General features: G+C 49.0%; 11 protein-coding genes. 6 read left to right on the top strand and 5 right to left on the bottom strand.

From position 1 onward, the window contains the following. Window positions 1–333: 333 nt before the first annotated feature. Together H7F31_RS27515 and H7F31_RS27510 are read right to left on the bottom strand one after the other, a co-directional pair. Window positions 334–1,329 carry an aldose 1-epimerase gene (locus H7F31_RS27515; RefSeq protein WP_187101392.1) on the bottom strand — a complete coding sequence of 332 codons (996 nt, stop codon included), beginning with the start codon at window positions 1,327–1,329 and terminating at the stop codon, window positions 334–336. Window positions 1,330–1,487: 158 nt separating this feature from the next. After that, window positions 1,488–1,829 carry a hypothetical protein gene (locus tag H7F31_RS27510; protein WP_087566099.1) on the bottom strand — a complete coding sequence of 114 codons (342 nt, stop codon included), beginning with the start codon at window positions 1,827–1,829 and terminating at the stop codon, window positions 1,488–1,490. A gap of 177 nt (window positions 1,830–2,006) precedes the next feature. Here H7F31_RS27510 and H7F31_RS27505 point away from each other — a divergent pair, with 177 nt between their 5' ends. The 5 genes from H7F31_RS27505 to H7F31_RS27485 all read left to right on the top strand — a co-directional run bounded on the left by H7F31_RS27505 (window position 2,007) and on the right by H7F31_RS27485 (window position 12,541). Continuing rightward, complete coding sequence (locus tag H7F31_RS27505; RefSeq protein ID WP_187101391.1) at window positions 2,007–3,098, top strand: lactonase family protein; 1,092 nt, start codon at window positions 2,007–2,009, stop codon at window positions 3,096–3,098. A gap of 62 nt (window positions 3,099–3,160) precedes the next feature. Then, window positions 3,161–4,384: an MFS transporter gene (locus H7F31_RS27500; RefSeq protein ID WP_187105569.1), complete on the top strand. Its 1,224-nt coding sequence runs from the start codon at window positions 3,161–3,163 to the stop codon at window positions 4,382–4,384. A gap of 196 nt (window positions 4,385–4,580) precedes the next feature. Then, window positions 4,581–5,549: an S-layer homology domain-containing protein gene (locus H7F31_RS27495; protein WP_187101390.1), complete on the top strand. Its 969-nt coding sequence runs from the start codon at window positions 4,581–4,583 to the stop codon at window positions 5,547–5,549. 15 nt (window positions 5,550–5,564) lie between these two features. Then, complete coding sequence (locus H7F31_RS27490) at window positions 5,565–6,845, top strand: S-layer homology domain-containing protein (protein WP_187101389.1); 1,281 nt, start codon at window positions 5,565–5,567, stop codon at window positions 6,843–6,845. Window positions 6,846–6,862: 17 nt separating this feature from the next. Continuing rightward, a complete protein-coding gene (locus tag H7F31_RS27485; RefSeq protein WP_187101388.1) occupies window positions 6,863–12,541 on the top strand; it encodes an Athe_2463 domain-containing protein in 5,679 nt (1,892 codons plus the stop codon). Here the strand turns inward: H7F31_RS27485 and H7F31_RS27480 are convergent. The 3 genes from H7F31_RS27480 to H7F31_RS27470 all read right to left on the bottom strand — a co-directional run bounded on the left by H7F31_RS27480 (window position 12,534) and on the right by H7F31_RS27470 (window position 15,539). Beyond that, window positions 12,534–13,646 carry a sensor histidine kinase gene (locus tag H7F31_RS27480; RefSeq protein WP_187101387.1) on the bottom strand — a complete coding sequence of 371 codons (1,113 nt, stop codon included), beginning with the start codon at window positions 13,644–13,646 and terminating at the stop codon, window positions 12,534–12,536. The two genes, H7F31_RS27485 and H7F31_RS27480, sit on opposite strands and share 8 nt — an antisense overlap. Beyond that, window positions 13,643–14,323 carry a response regulator transcription factor gene (locus H7F31_RS27475; protein ID WP_187101386.1) on the bottom strand — a complete coding sequence of 227 codons (681 nt, stop codon included), beginning with the start codon at window positions 14,321–14,323 and terminating at the stop codon, window positions 13,643–13,645. The genes H7F31_RS27480 and H7F31_RS27475 overlap by 4 nt, the downstream gene beginning before the upstream one ends. Before the next feature lie 94 nt (window positions 14,324–14,417). Further along, on the bottom strand, window positions 14,418–15,539 hold the full coding sequence (locus H7F31_RS27470) for an ROK family transcriptional regulator (RefSeq protein ID WP_261800571.1): 1,122 nt from the start codon (window positions 15,537–15,539) through the stop codon (window positions 14,418–14,420). 200 nt (window positions 15,540–15,739) lie between these two features. Here H7F31_RS27470 and xylA point away from each other — a divergent pair, with 200 nt between their 5' ends. Further along, window positions 15,740–17,053, top strand: a complete 1,314-nt coding sequence (gene xylA, locus H7F31_RS27465; protein ID WP_187101384.1) for a xylose isomerase — start codon at window positions 15,740–15,742, stop codon at window positions 17,051–17,053. Window positions 17,054–17,067: the final 14 nt, after the last annotated feature.

Below are 17,067 nucleotides of genomic sequence, written 5' to 3'. Positions count from 1 at the left end.
CGGAGCTGTAGCCCGAAAAAATCGGGTTACAGGTCGATGCGGAGCTACTTTTGGAGCTGTAGCCCGAAAAAATCGGGTTACAGTGCGATGCGGAGCGACTTTTGGAGCTGTAGCCCGAAAAAATCGGGTTACAGGTCGCTGCGAAGCAACTTTCGGAGCTGCAGCCCGAAAAATCGGGTTACGAGGCGCCACGGAGCGACTTTCTGAAGCAATAGCACGTAAATAGGACCGAACCTCAGCTGAGGTTCGGTCCTTATTGGCATTGCAGCTCGCGTTAGCGTTCCATAAAGCCCCGGGACGACAGCGCGGTAGAGCGCCTCCGTACTTGGCTGTTTAGCGCAAGTAAAGACGGCTGGTGGATTCCCAGATGGCGCCTGGCGCAAGCGTTACGAGACCGATCTCTTCCGCCGGCAGATTAACGTTTGGCGCATTCACGAGGTTAAGCTGCGGCTCTGGGCAGAAGAAGCCCGGCGTCGCTTTGTTGTTCCAGATCATCCATTGCTTGTAGGCCGAGCCGACGTCATATACCAGCGTAACGCCGGCGCGATTGTCCGTAAGCTCCATTTTGTTGCGTCCGTCGCGTGTAGCGCTTGTGTAATGGTTGTCCATCGGCTGCCAGAACGGAGAGATGCCGGTTGTCTGCATCGCGACTTCTTCCTCGAGAAGCTCTTGATGACCGCCGGTTGGCAGCATACGCTCATTTAGCTCCCAACGTTTGCCTGTCGTCATCGTAAAGGTATAGTCATCAGACGTGCTGCCTGGCACGAACGGCGCGTTAATCGTTGTATGGAATGCAATCATCGAAGGCATCGCTTCTTCGCCGTTGTTGATCACCATAACATGCTGAAGCAAGCCGTTGTCGCTCAGCGAATAACGCAGGCGAAGGGTGAAGCGATGCGGCAGGAATTGATAAATGGCGTGCGATTCGTCAACCGTAATGCTGCACTGTACATAACTTTCGGTTCCGTTTACGCCGAAGTCATCGACATTCCAAGCGGCATCATGCAGGAAGCCGTGCAGATGATTGCCCGTGTTCTCTTCGTTCACCGGGAACGTATAGGTGCGGCCGTTCCATGTGAAAGTACCATCCTCATATCGGTTCGGAGGGAATAAAACCGGGATGCCATGCACGATAGGGCGGGCACGGAATTCATTCATTTCTTCATGCGAAGGTTCTCTAAGTAGGTTATATCCTTTGGCCGTGTCGCGGAATGCGATCAAATTCGCGCCTACCTTCGGCAGCACCGCCGCCTCGTAGGAGCCCCACTTCAGCCAGATGGCGCCTTCATCATGGAATTGCCCTTCGTATGTTTGTCCTTGCTTCGTCATTGCCTATTATCCTCCTTGATTTCAATTACGCGGTTATGAGGTAATTATATAAGTTCACTTCTCTAGCATACCAGCGCCGGACGAAGCAAACAACCGCCCACTTCCAAGTTGGAAGGGAGCGGTTGTTTGTCCATGCCGATGCTGCATGAAATTGTGGATTAATTATGCGAGAACTGCCGGTAAACCTGCTCGATTGCATATTGCTTGCGACGGTTCACATGAAGCTTTTTGCAATCGGTATGCTGCGATCCGAAAAATACCGTTCCGTCCGCTACGGATCTAATCTTGCTCAGATTAATGAAACAATCCGAACTGATCTGAAAATAGTTCTTTTCTTTCATTAAGCTGCGAACTTCTTCTACAGACATACTCTTCTTTTTATTGTAGTTTCTGCCATGGAAGCTTACGAGACCTTGACTGCCCAACTTAAAGTACAGGACATCCGACTCTTGATCAAAATTCTCGTATACGTTCCTCTCGCTAAGCGCCACACTCATCATCCCAAATCCCCCTTATAAGAATTGAACTCATGAAATGTTAGCGCTTACATCATAACATATCTCCCAATAAAAGTGAAGAGGTATTGACAAAAAAAGTGTTTGTTCTGGAAGTGACATTTGTGCTATGTTCACTTTAGTTGTTAATGAATCGATGTAACTGGGGAAGGGATGAACGAAATGAGTTCTAAAGGATACGTACGGGATAACGGAATACTGTACGTAGGTTCCTACGGAGAGAGCCATGAGCCTACTATTCATGTATGTCGATTGGATCCGTCGAACGGAAGGCTGACGATTCTTCAGAAGATGGATGGCTTCGACAATGCATCCTTCCTCGCGCTTCATCCCAATGGGACGAAGCTGTACGCCGTTCAGGAGGTTGCAGAGTCAGGCGGAGTCGGAGGAGGCGTCGTGGCGGCAATTGCGATTGATTCCACTACGGGTTTGCTGGGCAGCGTATCAAGCAGCGCGTCCACGGCCGGCGAGCATCCTTGTTATGTAAGCGTCGATGCGGGCGGAACGGCGGTTTTCGCGGCCAATTATACCGGCGGCAATATTGCGGCGTTGCAGTTGAATGATGCAGGCGACATCGGCCAGATTAGCTCGCTGATGCAGCACGATTGCGAGCCGGGACCCGTCGCGGATCGACAGGAGAAGCCGCATGCGCATTGTATCGCCCCTATGCCCGGAACGAACTATGTGTGCGCCGTTGATCTTGGCATGGATGCCATTATAACTTATGCCTATCGAGAATCGGACGGGACGCTGAGCAAGCGTCATGAGTGCAAGCTGACAGGCGGCTACGGGCCTCGCCACATCGTCTTCCATCCAGACCTTCCCGTCGGTTATGTGACGAACGAGCTGGCGTCGAGCGTAACCTTGATGCATATCGACAAAGAAAACGGAACGCTGGCGCAAGGGGCGACCTATTCTTCTATTCCAGCTGATTACGACGGTTATAATGATTCGGCGGATCTCCATTTGTCGCCGGATGGCAAGTTTCTATACTGCTCCAACCGCGGCCATCAAAGTATTGCCGTTTTTCGCGTGGATGAGACGAGCGGAGAGCTGGCAAATATACAGCATATCGGCGGTGGAGGAGAGCAGCCGCGGAATTTCGGCATTACGCCGGACGGAGCCTATGTGCTGGTCGCAAATCAGAGGAGCGGAACCATCGTCGTATTCCGTAGGGATCCGGTGAGCGGAAAGCTTGCCCCAGCGGGGCAGCAGTTGGAGCTTCCATCTCCCGTGTGCATTCGCTTCGCTTAATCAACACAACACAACAATCATCTATCAAGAAAGGCAGGTCCTGTTCCTTGTCATCAAGATCTATGGGAGCCGACGGAACCGCAAGCGCGGTAAAGAAGGCGACCATCTACACCATGTTGTTCGCGATCAGCTCTATCCATCTGCTTAACGATGCGATGCAGACGGTCGTCGTTGCGCTGTTCCCTATTTTTGAGGATACGCTGAAGCTCTCTTACGGCCAGATCGGGTGGATTGCCTTCACGTTAAATATGACCTCCTCCATCATGCAGCCGGTCGTTGGCATCTTCTCGGATAAACGCCCGACTCCATGGATGCTGCCTGCAGGGATGTTATGCAGCATGGCAGGCATGGCGGGGCTAGCAATCGCGCCGAATTATGCGTTGCTGCTGCTCTCTGTCGTCTTTGTCGGCATCGGTTCCGCCGTCTTCCATCCCGAGGGCTCGCGCGTCGTGCATCTTGCGGCAGGCAATCGCCGGGGCTTCTCTCAGTCGATTTTCCAGGTCGGCGGCAACTTCGGGCAATCGCTGGGTCCCATCATGACGGCGGCGATCTTTGTACCGCTTGGCCAGCGTGGTGCGGCTTGGGGCATGCTTCTTGCGGCGGTAGCCATTGCAATATGCTTTAAGGTTGTGCCGTGGTATACGGCTCGGCTGGCGGAGCATGGCGGGAGGGTGCCGAAGAAAAAAGCAGCATCCGCTGGTACAGCAGGAGCGGGAGCGGGTACGGGAAGCAAAGTCATCGTTATAGCTTTATCCATTCTCCTGCTTGTCGTATTCGCAAGATCCTGGTATGCGGCCGCAATCGGCAATTTCTATCAATTTTATGCAAGGGACGAATACGGCCTGACGATTCAGGCTGCACAAATTCCGCTGTTCCTGTTCATGATCTTCGGCGTGCTTGGCACGTTTACGGGCGGATTGATGGCGGATAGGATCGGCCGCAAAAAAATGATGCTCATCTCTATTCTCGGAGCCGCTCCGTTCGCGTTGCTGCTGCCTCATCTAACTTTGTTCTGGGTTTATCCGGTCATGGCGATTATGGGTTTCATTCTGCAATCCGGCTTCTCCGTCAGCGTCGTATATGCCCAGGAGCTTATGCCGGGCAGAGTCGGTATGGCATCCGGCATGATTACCGGACTTGCCTTCGGTATGGGGGCGTTGGGGTCGGTTGTGCTTGGCAATGTGGCCGATGCTCAAGGGATGGCGTTTGTTATGACGCTCGCAAGCTTCCTGCCTGTCATCGGACTGCTGGCCATAATGCTCCCTAAGGACCGCAGAGAAGTATAAACGCGGCAATCGCAAATTTACTTTGAGGAAATGATTGACAAAAGCTGAGCCAATGACGTACCATCGAAGTAGATATTCGTCGAAATAGAGAGAACTTTTACAGGAAGCGAAGCACGCTTTCTCCTTGAAAACTCAGGGAGAGGCGTGCTTTTTTGTCGTTATGCAAGAAAAAACAATTGGCAGGGAGTGTAAAAACATGTTAAAACATAGACATATTGTATATTTTGGGTTGGCTGCACTGCTGCTCGGGGCCTGTGTAGGCATGAGTAACGGTATCAGGAAGGCTTCTGCCGAAGTATCCGAGACTGTCACAATCGTGAAGGAATACGAATTGACGAATAAAGTCGACTATGTCGAATTCATGATCGAAGGCAGTCAGGGCGAATTTGTGGTGACGGTTCAACTGCCGGACGGTCATCGCGTGGACAACCTGGAGGGGAAGAGGACGACATTAGACAGCCAGGAAAACTGGCGCGTTAGCTGGGGAATGGAAAAGGCGGCGTCGGGCAGATATACCTTTACGATTACAGCCCCGCAAAGCGGCTATTACAATTTGTCCGTGGATATTCCCCTGTTTCGGGATATGGTGGGGCATTGGGGCCGTGAGGAAGTATCCGATTATGTACGCAGAGGAATTGTAAGTGGTTATGGAGACGGCACGTTTCGACCTGATTCAGCCGTGACGGGCGAAGAGCTGGCGAAACTGCTCGTCATGACGCTTACCGATGAACTACCGAATGGGAAGCGGCAATGGAGACGAGAATTTCGTTGGAGAATGACAAACGAAGAGAGAGCAAACCTATTAGGGCAGCAGGAGTATGATTTTGCCGCAGATCATGGTGTTGTATGGTCCAAGCCTTATGTAGCGGCGATTGATGATCTTGGCGTACATATGCCTATCAGCTTAAAGGAGCCTATGTCAAGGCAAGATGTAGCGTTGATGATTGCGGACGTTATGAGGCTTATAGATGATAAACATCCCAAAGAGCATACCTACAAAGACACGTCGTCATTATCGCGTGAGTCGCAGGATGCGATATCGCTGGCGAGTCATTTTGCGATATTTGGCGGCTATCCTAATGGAACGTTCCAGCCAGCAAGAGCAGTAACCCGCGCGGAAGCGGTAAAGGTGTTATCGCGATTAGAATCTTATTTGACCAGTTGAGAGGGGAAGCAAGGAATGCAGCGTATGAAATGGATGTTAACGATCAGTTTGGTATTTTCTCTGACGTTTGGAGGAACAGGAGCAGCTAGTGCAGAGCAGGATGGCGCAGCCGAGGATGCAGCCGGGGGGGCTGCACTTCCTTTTTCGGATATAGCGGAGCATTGGGCGAAGGATGCTATATTGCAAGCGTATCAAGCTGGCTTTGTTGAGGGATTCGAGGACGGGACGTTCCGGCCGAACGATATTGTAAAAGCTGACCAGTTTATCGTAATGATTTTGCGCGCTCATAGCGTGACGAAAAATGGAAAGACGGAGTTTGATCCGGAGTGGTTGGCTTTCTTGGAAAAAAACAACCCTCTCTATTCTAATCACATTAGAAACGCTATGAACACTACAAAATTCCAGTTTCAAAACGATTCCTCTGGATACTGGGCAGCCCCATATTTGAATTTCCTTTTTAATATTAATGTCATTCCATCTGAACTTGTATTTTCAAAAAAATTTGATATGTATCAAAAACAACTTAAGCGTGATGCAGCATCCTATTTACTAGGATCGTGGTTCGATAAATTGGTAGACAGTTACGATCATGAGTACTCACAATATGTTGTTCAAAACAGTGGGCTTAGTGATCTTGAAAACTTCACACAACATACAGGAATCCATAGAGGGACAGTTCTAATTTCCGGTTTAATAAATGGGTATCCCGGTGGCTATTTCTATCCTCAACGTTTTGTTACAAGGGCAGAAGCATTAACTATGGTTTTAAGGTTAAGGGATGAAACGCTACGAAAACCCATTCAGCTTAATTTATCAGGCAAGCACTATACAACTAATGACGGAAAAATATATTTGTACAATGATAAGCAGTCCTTGGACACGTATAACAAGATGTTAGAACTAGCCCAAAAACATGTTATAAAAGGTTATGTAAATCGTTTGGGTGGAAGCACAATTGAGGTGTTTTCAAATAAAGATGATTTTGATAAGTATGATTACTACTCTAAAACAGGACAATTTGATTTGCGACCAAAAGATGAACTTGTAGCTTTTGTGAAAAGAGATGGTAGCCGAGAAATGGGATTTAATTATCCTATTACTTCGTCATTTAAAACTAGTAACGACTATTTAAATGCACTTTACGAATTACTTGCGGGAGATGGTAAAGGAAAGGAACTGCGAAAAATAGTTGAGGCTTACATCATTGATACAGCAAAAAAAGACTTTACTTTTAACGGAAAGATCTTTTCGTATCGTGAGATTGGATCACGTTATGAACTCAAGCTTAAATACTAATTATAGGAGGGCTATCTTTGCGTAAATTAAAGAGAACTATATTTGCAACAATGGCAATTATATGTTTCTTCTCCTTATTTAATTTTACGGAGTGGACAGTCGAAACAGCTTCTGCTGCCGACACCCCTCCCCCTGCCACCATAAATGGTTTTTCCAATCGTTGCGGATATAACCCAATACCAAGTGTTGATGGATATATTCCTTTAGGAGTACCGCCGTGTAACGAAGATGGATACAAATTTAACGCTCAATACTATTATCAAACTGAGTGGCCCTCTGGAAGCACAAATCCCGTGGCTGGACAACGTAGATTGGAGCTATACGGCAATATTTCATCAGTACCTGCAAAGATGCAAGAGTTCAAAAAAGGATATCAACCAAGTGGGCCTTCTACAATTAATTATAATAATGGACACTTCGTGGGTATAGATCCCAAGACAGGCAAGAATGTTCGGGGAGAATATCGGTATTTAGGTTACACGAGAGACGGGAACTTGTTTTCGAATATACATTTCATTGTTGATTCGGATTCTGGGAATGCACTTGCTTCTAAACATTGGGTTTATAGACCTTGGGCGGAGTTACCCGCTGATTATAAATACAGACCAAACACACCGGGCGCGATTTACGAAGGTCGAGAAGATGAGATACTACTAGGAAACTTTGATTATATTGCGGAATTTATTAGGGCCGGTATTGGTTTTGACATCACACAAGGCGTAAAATATGTCGATCGATACAGAGTCTTGTCTACTCAAGATGCGAAGAACACCGACCCCCGAAACTACATGTCCATCGACCAAGAGCCATCCGCAAGAGCGGGCGGGTTCGGGAATATGTATCATTATAGCTGGGAATCGCACTCTACGTGGTATCATACATACGCTTTACCCAAACTTGCACCTGAACAAAAAAAGCAAACACCAGCACTTTGTACGGCAAAGCCAGTGAGCAAAGATCCCATACCGATCGGCAAAAGCAAAACCGTTAAAGTAGAAATGATAGTAACCGGCACGCTTCAAGATGACATGTATTTTGGAGGTCGTGCTACTGAAGCGGAGTATTATACCCGCAAGGACATTGATTACTGGCGGATTGACATGAAAGATCCAAATGCAAGTAAATATATTCAGAAAGCTTCAAACAATTACAGCGATGGGGTTGTATTGAAGAGCAATCAATCAAGTGCGACCTTCACGATTGAAGTAGATACTTCGAAGCTCGATAAAACCAGCGATGACGTTTGGTTGTACAAATCCCACGCAGGAGCCTTCATCGTCTACACGAACCATACATACAATACACCGTCTACCGCAGGACAATATTGCAATTTTCAAATTGAATTCGAACCCACGGAAAAACAGCCAATGCTCAGCGATTTTGGCGTCATCCCTGAGATTCAATTTGATCGAAAATCCCAATTCACTGGCCTAATGGTAGGTTATGAAGATTTTTCTTATGGTACTGATGCAGATTACTACGAGTTCGAAATTAAAAATAAAGATGATGGAACAACAGTATCTCGTAAATACGATCCTGCCATACCCGAAGTAAAAGCGCCAAAAGCAGGGCATTTGGATCAAAAGGCTGTCGAACAATGGCTCTACAACTTTATGGCATCGAAATTCGTTGCAGATATGGTAACGGAGCCTGTAAAAAAGTCGTTTGAAATCAAACAAAAGATTGTAGATAAGGATGCTGCCGTTAATCAATCATCTGAAAGGATTCGTACTGTTGTCATTACACAAGTACCATATGTGTACAGCTGTGAGCAGGAAGCTTGGCCGGCACCGCCACAGTTTATTACGCCAGAAGCGGACTGGCCGCTTGATTGGTATGATGTAGTTCCATTTCCCGTGACTGATGGCGAACCAAATATAATTCCTCATCGAGGTTGCGAAGATCCTGCAGGTTATGATGAGTTTACAAAACGCGTGTTTATAGATGGTTCTGAGATCAACGCAACTGCCTTTTACCGAGGGGATTATATTTTCGGAGAAAACAAGCTTGGAATACGCGAGGTTAAGACAACTTTTACAGCACCGGACGGAAGCGAATCTTTTAAGATTCAACATGTGGTTGTTCATAAGTCGAAACCAAACGTTGCTATTAAACTCGAAGGACTTTATAAGCAAAACAGAACAATGATCGCACTTGACCAGTCAAAAGCAAGCAACGATCAATGGGTGGAGCAGAACGCGCCTCTTGAAATCACATCGTTTAGTTTCGTCAAACCAAATGATCTGAATTTAAAATGCCGAGTAGGCTTTTGTGAATCCAACACATCGGAAAAACAATATATGTATAAGGAAACGGGCAGTTATCAAATCAGCATAGCAGCAAAACGGGTCATTCCGTATGGCAATGGAAAATCCATTACTCGTTATTCTGACCCATATGTGGTCGACTATGAAATATTGCCCGACCATGAACCAGCAGTAATAGCTCATGCTTACGAAACCCAAATTAGCCGTTTGGATCAACTCAAGCTCTTTTATGAAGCGGTTAGCACGGATGGCGACTTTATTGCGGAGAAACGATTAGAGGTCCACTACGATTCAAACAACGATGGTGCCATGGACGAAATCGTCTTCCAGTCCAATGGTGATCTTTCGGAACTTCCCGTATTCGAGAAGCTTGGTCAGTATAAAATCGTCGGTTATGCAAAAGAAAGTACAAACCAAGACCGGCTAATGGAATTTATTGCGCCTGGTGACAACAAAACGAAAACAATAGAATCGTATTTCTTTGTCGACAATTATTCTCCTTCAAGCGACTTATACTTGGACATTCCAACGCAAAAGCCCGATTTGGACATTTATTTCATGTTGGATTCCAACTTAAAGCAATCATCGACAGATTATATTCGAGGAAACGGCGTCACTCTTACGAATGCCTTCACCCAAGCGAACATGCTAGCGAATCTAAGCATTTGGGATATGAAGACCTATACAGATACTATATCTGCTAGTACAAGCAATGGTACTGGCACTTCTTACCCCAGCAGCACTTATTACTATTCATCGAATGGTTATTCAGGCACGTTGTCGCTATACAGCACATCCAACAGTCCTTATACGAGAGATGAGGGTAAATTCGTCTCAGTGACGGACTCCAAAACCGGTACAGGAACTTGTCCGAGTACAGTAACGACCTACTATGATTCTAAAGGCAATTACCTAGATTCGAGTTCATGGAATAATTGCGGATCTTCTCAGTATTATAGCGACGGTAAATACTCAGGTACTATCAGCCGGTCTGGCGAGTCGCCAAATGGTCCGAGCTGCGGACCAACAGGCACTCCGAATGGTTCGTGTTCACGGGGGTGGACAGCCTACTATAGCGGGACGGTTTATTGGACTCATGATGTGTGGGAACCTAGAGAAGTATCGTACGATAGCTATACTGGCTTCTATAGCGGGAGCATATCCAAGGCTATTCGACAACGGTACGACAATTCATTTATGAGATCCGTGCCAGCCAAATATGTGATCTACATCTCTGACAACCAGGCGTCGCAGCTCTCGGATTTGCAAAATGTGATTAACAAAAACGATGCGAAACTCATCATCGTGGGTTCGAATGTTTTCCGATCGCAGATATCGCATGACCATTTTATCTCTAATACGGGGACGATAGAAGATGTTGTAGCTTCCGTCATCAGTTACATAGCTGAAAGCAATCCTGCCGTACCTAAAGTTCTAAAGCTGGTTGGAGATGAAATCGAAACGAGAACAGCGACATTCGACTATGAGTCCGACCCTATACCGACGGTTAGCGACCAGCTTCAAATCATTCAGGATCCTCAATATTATGACAACAGCATGGGCTTTGAAACCATTAACGGAAAGCAACTCATCGCCGTCAAAAACAATAACAATTGGTTTGCGTATCAGTCCAAGGTTACGTTAAGCAGACCGGGCAAATATCAGTTCATTCGGCGCGTAAAGGATAGACCGACGACCGATCCGAATTTCAGCGAATACGGCTATTTTTCCAACGAATCCGTCGTTGAAGTGATCGTGCATCGCAAGCCCATCCCAGATGTCATCCTGGATTTCGACTACGTGCCTGCATCGAATATGTACAAGACGACATGGATCGATGCCAGTTATGATCTGGATCATAATATAACGCGAGCGGCGACTGATCGGGGCATTCAAGTGCGATCGATCAAGCTTACGAAGCAAGGAAGCGGCGAAGTATTGACGCGAATTCCTTCCGAGCTGTCTTCGGGGACTTACATCTTGGACTATAGAGTCCAGGATATCGAAGGAGAATGGTCGGATCCGATTGTGCGGACCTATGTACTGCCAGAGACGGTTCCCGTTCAGCTGAAGTCTAACCTGCGGACGCAAGATGAAGGTTTTTCGCTGAATAACATTCCTGCAAGCGAGAAGCTTGTAGCTCACGAACTATGGACCAGATTCCCCTATTCCGTCGCCCTCTCTCTTTCTATGGGAGGTTATATTAATAAGTCCGTTCCGTATTTTACGGGAAGCAGGAGCGGCAACGATATTGCCTGGAATGATGAGACGCTCGTTATTCCTAATACGACGCCGGATGGTTTGTACAGCTTCAAGATACGGGCTAACGGGTCCGTGGCAGGTTCTTATGCGGAGAATACGTATAACGTTCGCGTAAGTACTCCGATTAATCTTAACGGCAGTATCGATTCGCTTAATGGCTTAAGCCGCAATCTTCTTACCTTAACCGTTGGAGAATCGTATAGGCTCGCGGCTTCCACCACCAAATATCCGGATTCCGCAGTGAACGGCAACGCGGCGACGGTTACAGCTTTCAAAGGCACGCCATACCAACGGACGATCACATTAACCTCGACGACGAACTCCACGACGGGGATCGGAAGCAAGAGCTGGAGCAATCAATTGACAATTGCGGCGATACCTGACGGCTCCTATACGTTCGAATGGACATCAAGAACGCCGAATGGCAATGTGCAGACGGTTGCGAAGACTGTCGTTGTAATGAATAACCGTCCGCCGACGCCGGGGTTTAGTTGGTCGCCGAATCCAGTCTACGAGGGAGATACGGCGACATTCCGCAGCCTGGCGAGCGATCCGGATCGTGATCCGATTACAGTGGCCTATGAATTGACGAGCCCAACCGGTGTTCGTCAAAGCTATAGCTATAATTTGACCTATCCTTATTCGACTGCTGCTCCGGTTAGTCGAATGACTGAAACGGGAGCATGGAGAATGCGGCAGACCGTGACGGACGGGCGCTCCGCGCCTGTTACGCTTAATCAAACTATTCAAGTGCTTCCTCTGACGGTGTCAGGGAACGTAGGACATACGGATGCATGGAATGAGCGAAGGCAGGCTTATAACTTGAAGGAAAGCGGGAAGCTGGAGTCGCCTAGAGGATACAATGTGTTCTGGGCAGGCGAGAGACTGATGCTGCAGGCGGCTACGACAGCGACCCCGACCGCAACGAAAGCGATCAGGGTGGAGGCGACGTTCGGCAATCGGAAGACAACTCTTAGCTCAGTAGGATCAACGAGCAGCATTTGGAGAGGGGAGATGTGGGACGATGCGATGGAGGAGCTCCCGGACGGTCCCGCAACGATTACATTCGTCGCCTATTATAGCAATGGCACGACCAAGACAACCAACGTCTCCATTATTTTCGAAGGGAATATATCCGATACGGTTGGCGTTCATCGGGTCAAATAACGGATTTAGCCGGCAATAATGGCTGCAGCGGAAGCTTGACATCGAGAGTCGTTCCCTCGCCGGGGACGCTCTCCACTCGAATCGACCCTTGATGGAGCTCAACGATTCGCTTGACGATCGATAAGCCGAGCCCGTTGCCTTCCATGGTTCGCGTGCGTTGCTTGTCCCCCTTGTAAAATCGTTCGAAAATGCGGGCCTGATCCTCGCGCGGTATACCGATTCCCGTATCGCTGATCCGTACGGTAATCGTACCTTCGTTCTTTACCGATTGGATGGTGATTCGTCCATGGGGAGGCGTAAACTTGATAGCGTTATGCAGCAGATTCAGCCAAACCTGGCTAAGCAACTCCGCATTCCCGTGCATGATAACTTCCGCCAGCTCGAGCTCGATGTCCTGCTCCTTCTCCAGCCATTGTGGTTCGCTAGCCAGGACGATATCCGTTAGCTGCTTGTCGAGACTAAACGGCGCCATGTCCCATTGGATATGGTCCGACTCGAGCGAAGTCAGCTTCATTAAGTTGTCGCTAAGCCCGGAGAGGCGAATCGTCTCCTTTTCGATGATGGACAAATAATGTTGTTGTTCTTCGCGCGTCAGCCCGTCTTGTTGCAGCATGCTTGCAAATCCGCGAATAGAGGTGAGCGGCGATTGGATCTCATGCGACACGTTGGAAATAAACTGCTGCCTGAGCTGCTCCACCTGCTTCAGCTCCTGCGTCATCTCGTTAATGGAGTCGACGAACTCTCCAAGCTGGGAGTGATTGCGGAATTTGCCTTCCTGGTCGACGATGACGCTAAAGTCGCCTTTGGCGATTTTGCGAAAAGCGATAAGCATCTCGTTCCAAACAATCATCTGCTTCGGGCGTGTAATAAAGTTAATAAGCAGCGCCGTGATGACGAACAAGAGAACGCCGAGCCCCCATACTGCCAAATGAACGTAATAATCGTTCCAGTTTAGTCCTCGGTAATCATAGAACCACATGAACAGGAAGTAAGCGCTCGTGTAGACGGCGGCACAGAACAAGATGACTGCGATGATTGCAATTGCGCCCTTCCAAATGAAGAGGCCAAGCGACGGTTTGCGATTCGTCTTGTCCGTTCTTCTCATCCCGCCGCCTCCGTCTCCAGCCGGTAGCCGAGTCCGCGAATCGTACTGATCTTGATCGAGGCATTCCAGTCGGCGAATCGTTCGCGCAGGCGGTTAACATGCACGTCAAGCGTACGTTCGTTGCCATCGAAGTCGTAGCCCCACACCGATTCGATCAAAGAACCCCGCGACAGCGTTCTGCCGGTATGGCTCATCAGCATGAACAAAAGCTCGAATTCCTTGGGAGGTATGTTATGAGGTTCGCCATTCACTTTCAATTGATAGGTTCCGCGATCCATCATTATCCCGCCAGCCGCTATTTGCTGAGAAGAGGCAATACGATATCTCTTAAGTAGAGCTCTTACCCGCACGGCTAATTCGGCTGGGTCGAAAGGTTTCACGAGATAATCGTCCGCTCCGATATGAAAGCCGCGAAGCTTGTCGTTCAGTTCTCCCTTGGCCGTAAGCATCAGGATAGGGAGGTCATGATCCTTGCGCAAGCGGCGGCATAACTCCCATCCGTCCATATTCGGCATCATCAGATCGATGATGGCCATATCGGCCGGCGAAGCTTCCATCAGCGCCATAGCCTCTGCTCCATCACTCGTCTCGCTGACCGAATACCCTTCTTTTTCCAGGATGAGCCTTACAAGCTCGCGTATATGAGGGTCATCGTCAGCGACCAAAATGTATCCCAATTAACGCACCTCCAAACAGTGAGCTTTCTCCCTGTTATAGTTGGTCTTTATGTTAGAAGAATACATCCCTCATGTAAACGGAATTTAAACGAAACTACACGCTTCGCACTTTGGCGAAAAAATCGCTAATGGCATAATAAGCGGCGCCTCTTACGGCGGACTGCTCCTGCAATTCCGCGAATAATATATTTAGCTGCGCCCGATGGTAGGGAAGCGACCGGGCGGCGACGGCTTCGCGCATAGCGGGGCCGATCCATGTCGCGGCGCTGCTCATGCGATTGCCGACGATGACAACATCGGGATTAAACACGTTAACGATGTTGGCGATGCCGACACCCAGATAGGACCCGATGTCGCTAAATAATTGCCGTACTCGCTCATCCCCTTGCTCCGCGGCTTTGAGCAGTTGACCGAGACTTGCGTAACCAAGCGATGAAGCCTGCTCGAGCAAGGCGTTCTCGGAGGCGTACAGCTCCCAGCAGCCTTGGTTGCCGCAACTGCAGGGCTTGCCGTCATACTGAATGGACAGATGGCCAAGTTCGCCGGAGAAGCCGGAAGCGCCTTTAAACAATTCTTTGTTTAAAATGATGCCGGTGCCGATCCCGATTCCGACGCTCACGTAGATCTGATTGCGAATCCCGCGACCGGCTCCATAGGTTTGCTCGCCTTGCGCGCCTGCGTTCGCTTCGTTGTCGATCGTGACGGAGAGGCTGTAGCGGCTCTCCAGCATTTGCTTCAAGGCAACCTGCTTTAGCTTCATATTCGGAGCGAACAGGATGACGCCTTGATCATCCACGATGCCCGGCACGCCGACGCCGATGCCTACGATGCCATAGGGACTATCCGGCGCTTGCTTCATAAGGCCGTCGATGCAGCCGGTCAACTGCTCCAGCGGTAATTCCTGATTGGCTCGTCCAAGCTCGAGATGAGTGTCGGCAATGACTCCTCCCGCCAGATCGGTCAGAATGCCTCTTATATAGTTGACGCCGAGATCAATGCCCACCGCATAGCCTGCTTTCGCATTAAATAAAAGCATGACGGGTTTGCGTCCGCCGCTGGACTCTCCCGGTCCGATCTCGTAGACAAGATTGGCATCGATTAAGTCCAGTACAAGGCTGGATACGGTAGCCTTGTTTAGCCCAGTCCGCTCCGATATGGCTGCACGCGATAGCGGCGCATGCTTAAGCACGGCATCGAGCACGATAGAAGTGTTCATTTTTTTGATGAGGGCTAGGTCGCCTGTCGGTTTCGTTGGCACGTGTAACGTTCTCCTGTCTATGATTATCCGTAGTCGATGGTTCTCGTACGGAAAGTATACCATAATACTTAGTTTGTTTAATAGACAAACAAAGTATGTTTGTGTTATTCTTCATGTAGAAGGAAAACGCATTCATCCCAAAGGAGGAGTTATTGCTTATGAGTTACTTCAAAAACATTCCGGCAATCGCATTCGAAGGGAAAGGCTCCGACAATCCGCTTGCATTTAAACATTATGATCCGTCCCAGGTCGTGCTTGGCAAAACGATGGAAGAACATCTTCGTTACGCGGTTGCTTACTGGCACACGTTCAACGCTAACGGCACGGATCCGTTCGGTTCCGGCACAATGGTGCGCGGCTGGGATCAATTCGACGGTCTGGATCGTTCCAAAGCCCGCGTAGAAGCGAACTTCGAATTCATGGAGAAGCTGAACATTCCTTACTACTGCTTCCATGATATCGACATCGCTCCGGAAGGCGCAACGCTGCAAGAAACGAACAAAAACCTCGATGTCATCGTGGCGTTGCTGAAGGAAGCTATGAACGCTTCCGGCAAAAAGCTGCTTTGGAACACGGTTAACATGTTCACGAATCCTCGCTTTGTTCATGGCGCAGGCACGACTTGCAACGCCGACGTGTACGCATACGCTGGCGCGCAGTTGAAGAAGGGATTGGAAGTAGGCAAGGAGCTTGGTGCGGAGAACTACGTATTCTGGGGCGGCCGCGAAGGCTACGAAACGCTGCTGAACACGGATATGGGCTTCGAGCTTGATAACCTTGCCCGCTTGTACAATATGGCGATCGACTATGCGAACGAGATCGGATTCGATGCTCAATTCCTGATTGAACCGAAGCCGAAAGAGCCAACGAAACATCAATACGACTTTGACGCGGCAACGACAATCTCGTTCTTGCAGAAGTACGGTCTGCAAGACAAGTTCAAGTTGAACCTGGAAGCGAATCACGCTACGCTTGCCGGCCACACATTCGAGCATGAGATCCGCACGGCGGCTATCAACGGCATGCTGGGATCGCTTGACGCAAACCAAGGCGACCTGCTGCTGGGCTGGGATACGGACGAATTCCCTACGGATCTGTACTCCACGACACTGACGATGTACGAGGTGCTGAAAGCCGGCGGCCTGGGCCGCGGCGGGGTTAACTTTGACGCTAAGGTGCGCCGCGGCTCCTTCGAAGACGAGGATCTGTTCCTTGCACATATCGCGGGCATGGACAGCTTTGCTTGGGGACTGAAAGCAGCTGCCAAGCTGATCGAGAACCGCACGCTGGACAGCATCGTAGATCACCGTTACCGCAGCTTCAAGGAAGGCATTGGCGCCGACATTGTAGCCGGCCGCGCTACGTTGAAGTCGCTTGAGCAATATGCGCTGCAAAACAACCCGATCGTAAACGAGTCCGGCCGTCAAGAGCGTATTCGTCTTATGTTAAGCGAAGTTATTTTTAGCGTATAAACGGGAGGCTCTGA

Origin of the sequence: Paenibacillus sp. PAMC21692 (genome assembly GCF_014303795.1) — a bacterium.
GTDB classification, from domain to species: Bacteria; Bacillota; Bacilli; order Paenibacillales; family Paenibacillaceae; genus Pristimantibacillus; species Pristimantibacillus agaridevorans.
Note: the sequence above shows the minus strand (reverse complement) of the source record. Positions and strands in the feature narration are given on the sequence as shown.

Bases quoted from the DNA above. Each gene is read 5' to 3' on its own strand.
- H7F31_RS27515 (WP_187101392.1), bottom strand. From the start codon at position 1,329: ATGACGAAGCAAGGACAAACATACGAAGGGCAATTCCATGATGAAGGC.
- H7F31_RS27510 (WP_087566099.1), bottom strand. From the start codon at position 1,829: ATGATGAGTGTGGCGCTTAGCGAGAGGAACGTATACGAGAATTTTGAT.
- H7F31_RS27505 (WP_187101391.1), top strand. From the start codon at position 2,007: ATGAGTTCTAAAGGATACGTACGGGATAACGGAATACTGTACGTAGGT.
- H7F31_RS27500 (WP_187105569.1), top strand. From the start codon at position 3,161: ATGGGAGCCGACGGAACCGCAAGCGCGGTAAAGAAGGCGACCATCTAC.
- H7F31_RS27495 (WP_187101390.1), top strand. From the start codon at position 4,581: ATGTTAAAACATAGACATATTGTATATTTTGGGTTGGCTGCACTGCTG.
- H7F31_RS27490 (WP_187101389.1), top strand. From the start codon at position 5,565: ATGCAGCGTATGAAATGGATGTTAACGATCAGTTTGGTATTTTCTCTG.
- H7F31_RS27480 (WP_187101387.1), bottom strand. From the start codon at position 13,646: ATGAGAAGAACGGACAAGACGAATCGCAAACCGTCGCTTGGCCTCTTC.
- H7F31_RS27470 (WP_261800571.1), bottom strand. From the start codon at position 15,539: ATGAACACTTCTATCGTGCTCGATGCCGTGCTTAAGCATGCGCCGCTA.
- xylA (WP_187101384.1), top strand. From the start codon at position 15,740: ATGAGTTACTTCAAAAACATTCCGGCAATCGCATTCGAAGGGAAAGGC.